The 14,524-nt window shown below is 51.4% G+C and carries 13 protein-coding genes; 11 read left to right on the top strand and 2 right to left on the bottom strand.

The window, feature by feature from the left end:
• Positions 1–55: 55 nt before the first annotated feature.
• From HMPREF1121_RS01905 to HMPREF1121_RS01875, 7 genes are all read left to right on the top strand, one after another.
• The gene (locus HMPREF1121_RS01905; RefSeq protein ID WP_044114415.1) at positions 56–1,813 is read left to right on the top strand and encodes a V-type ATP synthase subunit A; all 1,758 of its coding nucleotides are present in this window, start codon (positions 56–58) and stop codon (positions 1,811–1,813) included.
• Positions 1,814–1,820: 7 nt separating this feature from the next.
• Entirely contained in the window at positions 1,821–3,143 is a 1,323-nt protein-coding gene (locus tag HMPREF1121_RS01900; RefSeq protein ID WP_044114414.1) for a V-type ATP synthase subunit B, read from the top strand.
• Positions 3,144–3,243: 100 nt separating this feature from the next.
• Positions 3,244–3,873, top strand: coding sequence for a Type 1 glutamine amidotransferase-like domain-containing protein (locus HMPREF1121_RS01895; protein WP_044114413.1), 630 nt, complete (start codon positions 3,244–3,246; stop codon positions 3,871–3,873).
• A gap of 22 nt (positions 3,874–3,895) precedes the next feature.
• Positions 3,896–4,519 carry a V-type ATP synthase subunit D gene (locus tag HMPREF1121_RS01890; RefSeq protein ID WP_044114412.1) on the top strand — a complete coding sequence of 208 codons (624 nt, stop codon included), beginning with the start codon at positions 3,896–3,898 and terminating at the stop codon, positions 4,517–4,519.
• An 8-nt stretch (positions 4,520–4,527) separates the two neighbouring features.
• Positions 4,528–6,345: a V-type ATP synthase subunit I gene (locus HMPREF1121_RS01885; protein WP_052353549.1), complete on the top strand. Its 1,818-nt coding sequence runs from the start codon at positions 4,528–4,530 to the stop codon at positions 6,343–6,345.
• A gap of 38 nt (positions 6,346–6,383) precedes the next feature.
• Positions 6,384–6,842: an ATP synthase subunit C gene (locus HMPREF1121_RS01880; protein ID WP_009432996.1), complete on the top strand. Its 459-nt coding sequence runs from the start codon at positions 6,384–6,386 to the stop codon at positions 6,840–6,842.
• 86 nt (positions 6,843–6,928) lie between these two features.
• Entirely contained in the window at positions 6,929–7,423 is a 495-nt protein-coding gene (locus HMPREF1121_RS01875; protein ID WP_044114410.1) for a GNAT family N-acetyltransferase, read from the top strand.
• Between the two features lie 100 nt (positions 7,424–7,523).
• Here the strand turns inward: HMPREF1121_RS01875 and HMPREF1121_RS01870 are convergent, their stop codons facing one another.
• Together HMPREF1121_RS01870 and HMPREF1121_RS01865 are read right to left on the bottom strand one after the other, a co-directional pair.
• Positions 7,524–8,948, bottom strand: coding sequence for a DUF4476 domain-containing protein (locus tag HMPREF1121_RS01870; protein ID WP_044114409.1), 1,425 nt, complete (start codon positions 8,946–8,948; stop codon positions 7,524–7,526).
• 115 nt (positions 8,949–9,063) lie between these two features.
• On the bottom strand, positions 9,064–9,780 hold the full coding sequence (locus tag HMPREF1121_RS01865) for a DUF4476 domain-containing protein (RefSeq protein ID WP_044114408.1): 717 nt from the start codon (positions 9,778–9,780) through the stop codon (positions 9,064–9,066).
• A gap of 1,326 nt (positions 9,781–11,106) precedes the next feature.
• Between HMPREF1121_RS01865 and HMPREF1121_RS01860 the strand changes: the two genes are divergently transcribed.
• The 4 genes from HMPREF1121_RS01860 to pyrB all read left to right on the top strand — a co-directional run bounded on the left by HMPREF1121_RS01860 (position 11,107) and on the right by pyrB (position 14,517).
• Positions 11,107–11,544: a helix-turn-helix domain-containing protein gene (locus HMPREF1121_RS01860; RefSeq protein ID WP_232223714.1), complete on the top strand. Its 438-nt coding sequence runs from the start codon at positions 11,107–11,109 to the stop codon at positions 11,542–11,544.
• 57 nt (positions 11,545–11,601) lie between these two features.
• Entirely contained in the window at positions 11,602–12,378 is a 777-nt protein-coding gene (locus HMPREF1121_RS01855) for a dihydroorotate dehydrogenase electron transfer subunit (protein WP_044114407.1), read from the top strand.
• A 2-nt stretch (positions 12,379–12,380) separates the two neighbouring features.
• Positions 12,381–13,307, top strand: coding sequence for a dihydroorotate dehydrogenase (locus HMPREF1121_RS01850; RefSeq protein WP_044114406.1), 927 nt, complete (start codon positions 12,381–12,383; stop codon positions 13,305–13,307).
• A gap of 295 nt (positions 13,308–13,602) precedes the next feature.
• Complete coding sequence (pyrB, locus tag HMPREF1121_RS01845) at positions 13,603–14,517, top strand: aspartate carbamoyltransferase (protein ID WP_044114405.1); 915 nt, start codon at positions 13,603–13,605, stop codon at positions 14,515–14,517.
• The last annotated feature ends 7 nt before the right edge of the window (positions 14,518–14,524 follow it).

Here is a 14,524-nt window from a genome sequence, read left to right as displayed (position 1 = left end):
CATGAAGCGCCTTGCCTCACCAGTGAGGGGACGCATGCAAAATAATAAGGGATACATGGCAACAAAAGGTAGTGTAAAAGGTATCGTCTCGAACCTCGTGACCATCGAGGCTGACGGTCCTGTCGCCCAGAACGAAATATGCTACATCACCGTCGGTGGTGTGCCACTGATGAGCGAAGTCATCCGTGTCAATGGCAAGAACGCTTATGCTCAGGTCTTCGAGTCGACCCGTGGTATGCGCATCGGAGACCCCGTCACCTTCGAGGGGCACATGCTTGAGGTTACACTCGGCCCAGGGATGCTCTCAAAGAACTATGATGGTCTGCAGAATGACCTCGACAAGATGGATGGGGTATTCCTCAAGCGAGGCTCCTATACTTATGCCTTGGATGAGGAGAAGCTCTGGGACTTCAAGCCTTTAGCTACGGTTGGTGATCGCGTCACTGCGGGAGCTTGGCTTGGTGAAGTCGAAGAGAACTTCCAGTCAATCAAGGTCATGGTACCCTTTACCTTTGAGGGTATCTACACGCTTAAGAGTCTACAACCTGCGGGTAAGTATACTGTCGAAGACAATATCGCAGTCCTCATCGATGAGTCTGGTGTAGAGCACCCCATCACGATGAAGCAGAAGTGGCCCGTCAAGCGTCCTATCACCTGCTACGCAGACAAGCCACGTCCTCACAAGCTCCTTGAAACTGGAGTTCGTATGATCGATACGATGAACCCCATCGTCGAAGGTGGTACGGGCTTTATCCCTGGTCCTTTCGGTACGGGTAAGACCGTCCTACAGCATGCCATCAGTAAGCAGGCTGAAGCTGACATCGTGATCATCGCAGCTTGTGGTGAACGTGCTAACGAGGTTGTAGAAGTCTTCAAGGAGTTCCCTGAGCTTCTTGACCCCAACACAGGGCGTCCTTTGATGGAGCGTACGATCATCATCGCTAATACCTCTAACATGCCTGTGGCAGCCCGTGAAGCTTCGGTATACACGGCGATGACTATCGCAGAGTATTATCGTAGCATGGGGCTTAAGGTTCTTCTGATGGCTGACTCAACTTCCCGCTGGGCACAGGCTCTTCGTGAGATGTCCAACCGTCTCGAGGAACTTCCTGGTCCTGACGCTTTCCCAATGGACCTTTCGGCAATCGTCGCAAACTTCTATGCACGTGCCGGCTTCGTTCATCTGAAGAATGGGCAGACGGGTTCCGTAACCTTCATCGGTACGGTTTCTCCTGCAGGGGGTAACCTCAAGGAACCTGTGACGGAAAACACGAAGAAGGTAGCACGCTGCTTCTATGCACTAGAGCAGGAACGTGCCGACCGCAAGCGTTATCCCGCGATCAACCCTATTGATAGCTATTCAAAGTATCTCGAATACCCTGAGTTCGCAGACTATGTTGCTGAGCGAGTAGGGGCTGGATGGATTGATCAAGTGAGCGAACTCAAGCAGTGGCTCATCCGCGGTAAGGAGATCTCAGAGCAGATCAATATTCTTGGGGACGACGGTGTGCCTCTTGATTATCACGTGACCTTCTGGAAGTCTGAACTTATCGACTTCATCATCTGCCAACAGGATGCCTTCGATAGCATCGACTGCAACTGCTCTCTTGAGCGTCAGGAATTCATGGTACGTCGTGTCATGCAGGTCTGCCATACAGAATTCTCATTCGAGGGCTTCGTCGAGGTTGGTGACTTCTTCAAGGAGCTGATCAATGCCTTCCGACAGATGAACTATGCTGAGTTCGATAGTGACGAATTCCGCAAGCAGCAGGCTAAGGCCGATGAACTGGTATCCCAACGTGCTAAAAACTAACAGCGCTATGGCAGCAAAAGCATTTCAAAAGATTTATACCAAGATAGAAAACATCACCAAGGCTACCTGTATGCTTCGTGCTACGGGAGTAGGTAATGAAGAGCTGGCTACCATTGGTGGCCGTCTGGCACAGGTCGTCCGCATCATGGGAGATGAGGTGACACTGCAGGTCTTCGGTGGTACAGAAGGGATCCCTACCAATGCTGAAGTGATCTTCCTCGGGAAGGCACCTTCGCTCCAGGTCGGAGACCAGCTCGTAGGACGCTTCTTCAATGCCTATGGTGAGCCTATTGATGGAGGTCCAGCCGTCACAGGACGTGAGGTCGAAATCGGTGGCCCATCAGTGAACCCCGTGCGTCGTGAGCAACCCTCTGAGCTGATCGCTACGGGTATCGCTGGTATTGACCTCAATAATACTCTCGTCACCGGTCAGAAGATCCCCTTCTTTGCTGACCCTGACCAGCCCTTTAATGAGGTCATGGCGATGGTGGCACTCCGAGCTAAGAGCGATAAGATTATTCTCGGGGGGATGGGTATGACGAATGACGACTACCTCTTCTTCAAGAATACCTTCAGCAATGCAGGTGCTTTGGACCGTATTATCAGCTTTATCAATACGACTGAAGACCCCTCCGTTGAGCGCCTCCTCATTCCAGATATGGCTCTGACGGCTGCTGAGTACTTCTCGGTTGAAAAGAAGGAAAAGGTCCTGGTACTTCTGACGGACATGACAAACTATGCCGACGCCTTGGCTATCGTCTCCAACCGTATGGACCAGATCCCCTCTAAGGACTCAATGCCAGGTTCGCTGTACTCAGACCTTGCTAAGATTTATGAGAAGGCTGTGCAGTTCCCCGATGGAGGTTCGATCACAATCATTGCTGTGACGACGCTCTCTGGTGGTGATATCACACATGCTGTACCTGACAATACGGGGTACATTACCGAAGGTCAGCTCTACCTGCGTCGTGACTCCAATGTGGGTAAGGTCATCATTGACCCCTTCCGCTCGCTCTCTCGACTCAAGCAGCTTGTCATCGGTAAGAAGACCCGTGAAGACCATCCTCAGGTGATGAATGCCGCTGTCCGTCTTTTCTCCGATGCCGCAGGTGCTCAGACGAAGATGGAGAATGGTTTCGACCTAACCGACTACGACGAGCGTACACTTCGCTTCGCTGCGGACTATTCGCGTGAGCTCCTAGCCATCGACGTTAATGTCGATATCGAAGGGATGCTCGACACCGCATGGGGACTCTTCGGTAAGTACTTCCGACCCGCTGAAGTCAACATCAAGCAGCAACTCGTCGATAAGTATTGGCCCGAGGCCTAAAAGCCTAGCACGACGCCACTACTCCTCAGTGAGAATTAGTCCTGAGGTGTGGCAAGGCTAGGAGAACCCAATAGTAATAGTAATAGTAATAGTATAGAGAATGAACACAAGTATATTTCTTTTCCTCTGCTCCTCATTTGCAGATGTAGCTCCTCTATTTGAGCAAGCATGCCCAATGGAACTACAGGGGAAGGTCGTCACCTTCATCCCTACGGCTAGTACTCCAGAGTCCTACAAGGAGTACGTAAAGCTGGGGCAAGAGAGTCTGGAGGAACTAGGTCTAAAGGTCACACCTCTTGATGTCGCTACGGCTTCATCTGAAGAGATCAGAAGTACACTCTCAGAGGGTGATCTGATCTATATCTCAGGGGGGAATACCTTCTATCTCCTTCAGGAGCTGAAGCGCAAAGGCGCTGATAAGCTTATCCAGGCAGAGATCGAGGGTGGTAAGCCTTGCATCGGGGAGTCAGCAGGGGCGGTGATATTTGCTCCGAGTATCGAGTATATCCGGCTCATGGATGAGCCTCATAAGGCGCCCGAGCTGGCATCCTTCGCTGCACTAGGCTTGATCGAGAAGTATCCTTTGCCGCACTACCGGTGCTTCCCCTTCGTCGAGATGGCGGAGACTGTGCTCGCTACGTATGGTGGCCGACTCTCTCTCGTACCGATCACGAACCACCAGGCTATAATCGTCCGGGGTCGAGAGCTCACCATCGTGACTAAGGAATAACTAGGTAGCCATCAAACGTCTTATGGCGATACGATTCCAATACAATAAGACCTCACTGCAGCAACAGGAGAAGGCGCTGAAGATGCGCCTGCGTACCTTACCCACTATCAAGAGTAAGGAGAGCGCCCTACGTCAGCAGGTCAAGCAGACCAAGCGTGAGGTGGATCTCCTCGAGGAGAAGCTCGAGCAAGAACTGCGGGGATACCAGGGAATGGTCAGCCTGTGGGACGAATTTGATGCTTCGCTCATCACAGTGGATCGAGTAGACCTCTCGATGAAGAAGGTTGCTGGTGTCCTGCTCCCCGTGCTGGATGGTATCCACTACGAGGTACGCCCCTTCAGTATCTTCAATGCTCCCTCTTGGTATGCCGAGGGGATTGAGCTCTTGAAGACGCTTGCCACTACAGGGATCGAGGCGGAGTTCCTTCGTCTGAAGATGGAGTTCCTAGAGCATGCTCGAAAGAAGACCACACAGAAGGTAAATCTCTTCGAGAAGGTTCAGATCCCTGGTTATCAGGATGCGATCCGTAAGATCAAGCGCTTCCTCGAAGATGAGGAGAGCTTATCTAAGGCCTCGCAGAAGATTATGCGCACTAACATCGAGCTGCGTAAACAGAAAGAAGAAGAGGAGGAGGCTGCACAATGATTAGGTCAATGAATAAATATGCCTTTCTGGTCTTTCATTCGGACTATGAAGGCTTCCTTCACAAGCTACGCAGCCTGGGTGTCCTACATGTCAATGAACAGAAGGATAGTCGTGAGGTCGAGGAGTTACGTGGCATTCTCTCCGAGCGTACCCATATCAAGGATACCTTGCGTGCCCTGCGTCCCTATATCACAGACGGGGTTACCGAGCTTTCTCAGCCCATCAAAAATGAGGCGGAGGGTGAGGCTCTGATATCTGAGATCGAGGGTGAACTGAAGCGCTTGTCTGTCCAAGATGAGGAGCTGGCAGCTCTTCGTCTCGAAGCAACAGAAGTCCGTCCTTGGGGGGCTTTTGATCCAGCTGCGGTTAGTCAGCTATCAGAAGCTGGCTATGGCCTTAGCTTCTTCACGATTCCTCAAGCACGCTTTACCGAGGCATTCCAAGCGGAGTATGATGTTGTGCCAGTTGCCAGGCTCTCAGGTCGAGTCTATTTCGTTCATCTACATGCTGCTGGAGCTTCACAGACTCTACCAGAGGCTGAGCATGTTGCCACTCCCAAACGTAGCATTACAGAACTCGAAGGGCTTGTAGCTGAAGCTGAGGCTGCACGAGCTCAGCAGCTGGAGAAGCTCACCGAGCAGACTAAGCTTTGGCAGGATCAGCTCGCCAGCTATGATCTGCTGCTGGAGAACCGCTTTACTTTCGGCCGTACGCGACTCCAAGGGGAGCGCCTTGCTGATGAGAAGCTCCTTCTGCTGGAGGGCTTTGTACCTACGGACGATGCTCCAGCCTTTGAAGCTGCACTGGAAGAAGCTGGCTACTATTTCCGTCAAGTCGACTTTGATCCCGAGACGGAGCGTGTGCCCATCCAGCTGAAGAATAATGCATTCGCACGCTGCTTCGAGTTCATCACAGGACTCTTCTCACTGCCGAACTACCAAGAGATTGACCAGACGTATCTCATCGCTCCCTTCTTCATGCTCTTCTTTGGCATGTGCTTCGGGGATGCTGGGTATGGTCTTCTCCTCTTCACCGTATGTACCTACTTCCGCCTGCGTAGCAAAGGAGGAGATACAAGCCTCCTGGGCCTTGGCCAATGGCTGGGTGGTGGTGCCTTCGTTGTTGGCATGCTTATGGGGGGAATCTTCGGTATCGAGCTTCCCTGGGCTCACAACAAGGCGTACATCTTCAACCAGGATAATATGATGATGATCTCTGTCATCATCGGCTTGGTGCAGATCCTCCTTGGTAAGGCTATTGGGGCCTATAAAAAAGGTCTTCAGAAGGGCTGGCGTCACTCCTTGGCTGGCTACGCTTGGGTACTCCTGCTCGTAGCTGTAGGCTTGATCTACGCCTTGCCAAAGGCGTCGATCACACTTCCACAGCCTGTGACCTATATTCTCTATGGTATAGCTGGCCTTTCGGTACTCGTTGCCTTCTTCTACAATAGCCCTGGGAAGAACCCCTTCATCAACTTCGGATCAGGGCTTTGGAGCACCTATGAGACAGCCTCAGGGCTTCTCGGGGACTCACTCTCATATATCCGTCTCTTCGCTATCGGTCTGACGGGTGGTATCCTCGGGAGTGTCTTCAATCAGCTCGCCATGTCATGCGTCCCTGAGGCTGGAAGTGGTGCAAGTGTATTCAGCTACATCATCGGCTGGGTCATGGCACTCCTCGTCCTACTCTTCGGGCATGGGATCAACTTCGGTATCGCTATGATCGGTGCCTTTGTACACCCACTACGTCTGACCTTCGTAGAGTACTACAAGAACAGTGAGTTCGAAGGTGGCGGTAAGCCCTACACCCCTTTCACACGTAAGTAAAAACAAACTAAATATTCTCTTAAACACAAGTAACGATTATGAATGAGATGTTATCTTTCCTCGGCATTGTGCTGATGGTTGGTCTGACGGGTATCGGTAGTAGCATCGGTGTGACGATCTGCGGTAACGCTGCTGTCGGCGCGATGAAGAAGAACCCTGATGCCCTCGGGCAGTATATCGGGCTCTCCGCACTCCCTAGCTCTCAGGGGCTGTACGGATTCGTAGGCTTCTTCATGGCTAAGGCTGCTCTCGACAAGCTCGTCGCTGCTGGCCCTGTATCGATCTATGCCGCTTGGGCTATCCTAGCTGCTGGGATCATCCTCGGTATCGTAGGTGCTTACTCTGCGATCCGTCAGGCTCAGGTCTGTGCTAACGGGATCCAGGCTATCGGGAATGGTGAGAACGTCTTCAGCGCTACGATGGTCATGGCCGTCTTCCCTGAGCTTTACGCGATCCTTGCCCTCCTGGTGACGATCCTCATCGTAGGCTCCTTCTAAGGGAGCGAAATCGCACTATAAATATCTGCCTCAGGGCTACCCGACTTCGCTGTGGGGTAGCCCTGAGGTCTTTTTACCGCTATACTATGGTGATACGTCAGAGTACTCCAGAGGACCTGCCCGAGATCCTGCGTCTTATCGCAGCGGCGCGAGCCTTCATGGTTGAGCACGGCAATCCCTCGCAGTGGCCTGAGGGCTACCCATCGGCTGAACAGCTTAGCTCGGATATCGCTCGTGGCCATAGCTATGTCTGTGTAGCTCCCGAGTATGCGGGGCTCGTCGGCACCTTTTACTTTGCTGTCGAAGAGGAGCCAAGCTATCAGCATATCGAAGGACGATGGCTCAATGATAACCCCTATGGCGTCATCCATCGCTTAGCCTCCGATGGACGTGTGCGAGGCCTCTTTCGTGAATGCCTTGCATTTGCTTCTAAGCATTGCTCTGAGCTCAGAGTTGATACCCATGAAGACAATGCTCCTATGCATCAGCTTCTCGTGGCAGAGAGCTTCGTCCCTTGTGGAACGATATATGTAGCTGACGGTAGCCCGCGTATAGCTTATCAGAAGTCGCTTAAAGGATAGGTCGCATCTTCTACGTTAGATGGTTTTGAAATAAAGAAGCCTACCTCACGAATTCTATCGTGAGGTAGGCTTCTTTACTTTAGGGAATGGGGTCGCTCCTTTATAGCCCTAGAAGATAGCTGGCACGCGACTTAGCTTCAGCATAAGTGAAGAGGTCCAAGAAGCGGGCTCGGGAGGCTTCGCTCTCATTGAGTTGGGGGGCGATAAGCTCCAGCGCCTGTAGTCGTAGTGCATCCCCAGAGAAGTAGCGCGAGAGAAGCTCAATGCCTTGCTCTATACTAATCTTGTGGCCCATAAGCTCCGAGCGAAGGACACGGATTCGCTCTCCCTGCTCGTGAGTCAAGCTCAGCTTTGTGAGTAGAGGCTGATACCACGTCATCTTATCCATGATGGCATCCTGATTCTGCTGCATGCGCTCGAGGATACCTGCACCATAATCCTCATTGCTTGTACTGCGAGATGAGCTGAGGTAACCTCGGTAGCGTCCACTCTGTGAGAGACCGAGAAGACGTCGTGCCTTCTCTTGCGCATCCAGGAAGTCAAAGCATTCGATGAGTCGGTAGGCGTTGTACCCGTCACGTAGGTGTGGAGCTATGCCCTCGAGGACCTGTAAGCGCTCTTCATCCCAGTTAAACTGCTTAAGAATACGCTCTGTCTGGCGTACCGTAAAGGTATTGAAGCGCGCAGCATCTTGTACATAGCGGATCTGATCCTTCGGGAATGATAGTCGATTGATCCCTCGTAGGAACTCTTCGAAGTCCTCTTCTCGAGGTACCTGCCCCCCATAGCGCGGGTCATACTGGCGAGGAATAGTCGGTCCGAATTGTCGGAGGATACGCTCCGCTCTCTCTCGATCTCCGTAGCGGAAGAGGTCAAGTAGGTAGGGTGAATTGTACACGTCTCGTAAGCGAGGAGCTAAGGCGCGTAGGACATTGAGTCGCTGCTGTGTGTCAGAGAATAGATTGATAAGGCGTGCTGCTTGCTCTGTAGTGAAGTAGCTCCGTCGAGCTACCTCTTCGATGAAGCGAATCTGATCCCCCGTGAAGATCAGCTCTTGTACATCGCGATAGAAGAGCTCGAATGCCCGAGCCTCTTCTCCATAGGAATCGCCATAGCCACGCCCTGGATAGTACCCAGGGTCGGGATACTGCCTATCGCTGGGATACGGATAGGTTGGCTGAGGATGGGGGGACGCAATGATGACGGGCGCTGTCTCAGGATAGGTGGTAGTCCGGGCTGGGGAGGGGGCATTTTCCTTGCTATCAAACTGACTCACGCGATCATTGACGAAGGTCACATGCACCGAGATTGAATTACCGGGGAAGTCTGAGAAGTTGTATTCCCAAAGCTCAGATTGATCGGCTTGGATACTGCGATTGAGAGGTGCACCTAAGAGTGAGGTCACTTGCTCCTTAGTCATCCCACGCTCGATCTTATTGACTCCTTGGCGTATTTTGCCGAGGCCACAAGAGCTGATGGTGATGACGATGCCGACAGTCGCGGCGAGGCTTGTAATGGTCTTCATAGTGTATGATGTGTGGATGTGTCGGTATATATGCGAGGAGCCTCCTCTATGGGGGTAGTCCTTGAAGAGGAGGCTCCTCGTGGGTAAGAGAGGCGAAGCTCTCAAGATAGGCTCATCAAATAATCCCTAAGAGGCGACGCGCCTCCTGCTGAGAACTGGAGAAGGAGAACTGATCAACGATACGATAGGAGTTCCGCGGGTCACGTAGTCCAGAGGCTACACAAGCCAAGACCTTGAGCTTCTCTTCATCGAAGCTGAAAAGACGGAGTAGCTTGATCGTCTGCTGCGTCGTGAATCGGTTCCTACGGGCTACATCACGGATATAGCGGATCTTGTCATCTGTGAATGTCTGCCGCTGAACCTCGCGATAGACCTGACTAAACCACTGATCATTCTGGCGGTCACTGCGATAGTCTCCATAGTCATCATAGTCTCCGTATCCACCATAGCCGCCATTGCCCCCGTAACCGCCATAGTCACCATTGCCGTAGGGATAGTTCCCCCGTTGACTTGGATAGCGTCCACGATCGGAGTCATTGTAGTCTCCATTGTACGTATTCATACGTACGACACGCCCAGAGGAAAAGCTGATGACAGTGATTCGCTTTTCGAAGAGGCCTGACTTATGATATTCCCATTCTTCGATGCCGTTGTCTCCAAATCGGCGGTAGGTGGGGCGTCCCATGAGCGAATATACTTGCTCTTGGCTCATGCCACGCTCGATGCGCTGTGTATCACGGCGTCCCATAGTTCCTTCACCCAGCATAGCCAAGTCACATGAACTGAGGGTGAGAAGTGATGCTGCGCCGAGCAATGCAATGATCTTCTTCATACGCTATACAATATATATATAGGTGAAACATCAAATATGAGCAGATCCCTCTGTCGAAGGGTGCTCTATCTGTCGCTAAAGTTAAATCATCTTTACCAAATATCCTATACTTTGGATGGTTCTATGTTAAAAAGTTAAGTCTATGGTGATGTGAATGCTGCTTTTTCACGTATTCCCCCTTCGAACTTCTCAGCCTAACGCCTCCGATTTTCGAGGGACGGAGGTGCGAGTAATGAAGAGGTGGTCTTGCGCAATGGTCCATATATAGGTATATGGGTGCGTGGGTAGAGCTATATAGGATGGCGAAGAAAGCTATATAGCTTTGGACTGATTCCGTATAGCTTTGTGACGTGACCTCTATTAGGTTGTTTCTCTGCGTCGGGATAGAAATTATGGACGAGTAGCAGATAAGTTTGGGCTACGTATGTGGTCCTAATATCTACGTACGTGGATATTTGGACTGACGTGCCTGGTCTTTAAGACTATGTACGTAGACAGAGGAAAACCACTACGAGAAGGCGCTTTTCCCTTCACGAGAAGGACACTTTTCCCTCCGCTGGATAAGAAGAATGCGCGCGATAATGCGAAGGGCTTGCGTATCCCTTCGGAGAGGCATATCGGTGTGAGCTGGGCGTGTGATGCCTTAGCACTCGAAATAGAGGGCCGGACTCTCAGGAACAGTCTCATTTGGATGCTTTACCTCAGCAAAGTTTCTTTGGATATGAATCGCCAATTCCATAAAAGCCCTCTAAGCCGCGATCTTCCTTCCCATGATACCCAGCCTTTACCATCCCCTTGATCATGCCTCTGCGTGCGAATTTTAGTGGTGTCAATATGTCACTGTGTTTGCTCGTATAAATTCACTTCGTACGGATAAGCCTACACGTTGAACCCCTTCCTCGATTTTAGTTTGTAAATACGAATCCGCGGGATGAGTAGGGGAGTGCTACAGATATTCAAATTAGTATTTCATGAAAGCAAAGCGGATTGCTGCTGCTCTTTGTGCTGTGTGTACCTATGTGCTAATAATCAAATGATTATGTATTGATGTGTGAAGTTGTAGGTGTAGGTATAGAGAGGATAGCCCATGTTTTGTCTCCATTACGCTTTGTTTTAGTAATTATATCTACCTGTAAAAGAGCTGATTGATATTATTCTGTAAAGCAAAGCTTATAGCTGTTTTGGGTGCAGGCTGGTCATGATTTTGAGGATATGAAGCTGGGTTTACCTGAAAGGTTTTGAATCCAAAACGTGTAATATTCATACGGTTGAATTTAAATCACTATCTTTGTTTTGCAATTTAAAATTATAATTCAAGCGGTCATTATGTCAGAGTATATAGACCTATCAGCCATAACAAAACGCCTTAAAGAGGTCGTCGATAGGAGTGGGCTTACTTCAAGAGACTTTGCGATGAAGGCTGGAATTGCTCCTGCGACGCTATCCCTCAATCTCAATGAGAAGCAACAGATCAATGTGGCGACAATAAACAAGATCGTTGAGCACTTCTCCGACATTATGAGTCCCGAGGAGTTTGTCTTTGGGGTGTCTGGTGTGTCAAATGATTCGGGACGGGACCTCTTCGCTTCTACAGGAGTGAAGGGGGAGGAAAAAGAGACCCTTCGCGCGATACTTCAAGCTCAAGCAGAGGAGATAGCACGCCTAAAGGCAGAGGTGCAAGAGCGTAGAGAGAAGGGAATTGCCCATATCACCGTCTTCTACGACGACAATAGTTTCGCGACTTTCAAAGACACTGAGGAGTAGCTGTAGGGCACAGGATTCTGCGTATCTTTGTGTATCTAAGTCACGGTATCTCACTCTATGAAAAAGTATTCTCTTCGGTTTACGCTTCTCTCCACTCAGGCTCTGGGTGCGGGTAATTACCTGCTGAAGCTGCAACTTCCCGAGGCCGCAGGCACCTTCCCCGCTATGGCTGCTGGGCAGTTCGTCCAAGTTGCGGCCCCTGGGGGCTTCGTCCTTTTGCGTCGTCCTATATCTATATGTAATGTGTATCCTGAGTACCGCGAGCTTTGGCTACTTATCGGGCGAGTTGGGCAAGGGACATCAATCCTTACAGGGCTTGCAGACGGCACAGAGCTGGATCTGCTTATTCCGCTGGGCAATACTTTTAGTGTAGAGGGCGTCGAGCGTCCACTGCTGGTCGGTGGCGGTGTCGGTATAGCTCCTATGCTCTTCTTGGCTCGTACCTTCGCTGAGCGAGGTGTCCGTCCTACGATTCTTCTTGGAGGACGTACCGCAGGACACATTGTACTCCGTGAGGAGTTTGCGGCTCTTGGCGATGTCTACTATACGACAGACAACGGCAAGCTGGGAGTCGAGGGTCGCGTGACGGATCATCCGATCCTTCATGATGGCTCGTTCGACCGCGTCTTTACTTGTGGCCCTAAGGTCATGATGATAGCCGTGGCAAAGGTGGCTGAGGCGCGCGGTATTGACTGCGAAGTCTCACTGGAGAATAGTATGGCATGCGGTATCGGAGCTTGCCTCTGCTGTGTCGAAGATCTCGAAGGGAAGGGGAATACTTGTGTGTGCACCGAAGGTCCCGTCTTTAATTCTAAGCTTGTCAAGAAAGACTAATCATGCTCAAGACTCAAGTACATATCGGCCGTGGGCTCACGATTAAGAACCCCGTGATGACCGCCTCTGGGACCTTTGGTTATGGGCTTGAATACGGTGACTTCATCGACCTCAACCGTCTTGGTGGGGTACTCGTCAAGGGAACGACGCTACATCCTCGTCAGGGGAACCCTTACCCTCGCATGGCAGAGACCCCTTCGGGGATGCTCAATGCCGTCGGACTGCAGAATAAGGGGGTAGACTACTTCTGCGAGCATATCTATCCCACGATATTTGGCTATGACACAGTGATGATCGTCAATGTCAGTGGTTCGCAGGTCGAGGATTATATCGAGACAGCTGAGAAGATCAACGCCTTGGAGGGGATCCCTGCTATCGAGCTCAATATATCGTGCCCCAATGTGAAGGAGGGGGGGATGGCCTTTGGTGTGACGTGTGCCGGAGCCGCCTCTGTCGTCCGTGCGGTGCGTGCGGTTTATGACAAGACGCTCATCGTGAAGCTGTCGCCCAATGTCACCGACATCACGGAGATCGCACGAGCAGTCGAAGCCGAAGGGGCTGACTCGATCTCAATGATCAACACGCTCCTGGGGATGGCCATCAACGCAGAGAAGCGTCGTCCTGTACTTTCGACTATTACGGGCGGACTCTCTGGCCCCGCGGTGAAGCCCATAGCCCTGCGCATGGTCTGGCAGACGGCTCAGGTGGTGAAGGTTCCCATCATCGGTATGGGGGGCATTGCCTCGGCTACGGATGCGATTGAATTCCTACTTGCAGGGGCCTCAGCTGTTGAAGTCGGTACGTACAACTTTGTGGATCCTTCCGTGACCACTCAGATCGTCGATGGCATCGAGGACTACATGCACCGTCATGGCTTCACGGATATTCAGGATCTTATCGGTGCCTTGCAGATCCCCAAGAAGTCATAAGCTCGCTTTTTGGATACGGCCAACTTAGAGGGATTTCCCTCTATATATAAGGTATAGTATATCAGTTAAGCCCGGGCCAAGTTTCAAGCTACTCCGTAGAATTTCCTCGCGACCACCAGTCCATGTGTTATGTTTAGTTTGTTTGGGACGGGAGGTTATTCTGTGAGGAAAGCTCCATGAAGGAGGTCTCTACTCTCTTCCAAGCATAGCATGAGCAGGCTTCTTCATAATCTGAGTATCTTTGTATGGTGCTAAGACATATCAGGATTAGCACCATGGACTATACGACAGAGTTATGAAGCACTTAGTATCGATCAACCAACTCTCCACAGAGGATATCCTTCGGCTCCTTGATCGAGCAGCTCTCTTTGAGCAGAATCCCAATCGCAAGCTTCTTGAGGGGCGTGTCATCGCAACCCTTTTTTTTGAGCCCTCTACCCGTACCAGACTAAGCTTCGAGACCGCTGTAAATCGCCTTGGAGGCCGTGTCATCGGCTTCTCTGATGCAGCGACTTCCAGCTCCGCTAAGGGCGAATCCCTCAAGGATACCATCTCTATGGTCGGCAACTATGCTGATGCCATCGTGATGCGTCACTACCTTGAAGGAGCTGCACTCTATGCCTCAGAGCTTGGACGTGCACCCATCGTCAATGCTGGAGATGGAGCCAACCAGCATCCCTCACAGACTCTGCTGGACCTCTATGCGATACGCAAGACGCAGGGCACTCTCTACGATAAGACCATTGCATTGGTTGGTGACCTGAAGTATGGCCGTACCGTGCATTCTCTCATTGTAGGTATGGCTCCCTTCCGCCCTCACTTCATCTTTGTCTCTCCTCCTGAGCTTATGATGCCCGAGGAGTGCAAGGACTTCTGTCGCCGTGCAGGTATTCCGTTTACGGAGACGACGGACTTCACGCCTGAGGTTATCCGTAGCATTGACGTCCTCTATATGACGCGTGTACAGCGAGAGCGCTTCATCGACCTTGAGGAATATGAGCGCGTGAAGAACGTGTATGTCCTTACCGCCTCTATGCTGGAGGGTTGTCGAGAACACCTGCGCATCCTCCATCCCCTACCTCGTGTCGGCGAGATCGCTCAAGATGTGGACGACACGCCATACGCTTATTATGTAGAGCAAGCTCAAGGCGGGCTATATGTTCGTCAGTCCATCCTCTGCGAAGTCCTCGGCCTTGAGGTCAATGACTAACCTTCCC

It is taken from the genome of Porphyromonas sp. KLE 1280 (assembly GCF_000700805.1).
GTDB lineage: Bacteria > Bacteroidota > Bacteroidia > Bacteroidales > Porphyromonadaceae > Porphyromonas > Porphyromonas pasteri.
Note: the sequence above shows the minus strand (reverse complement) of the source record. Positions and strands in the feature narration are given on the sequence as shown.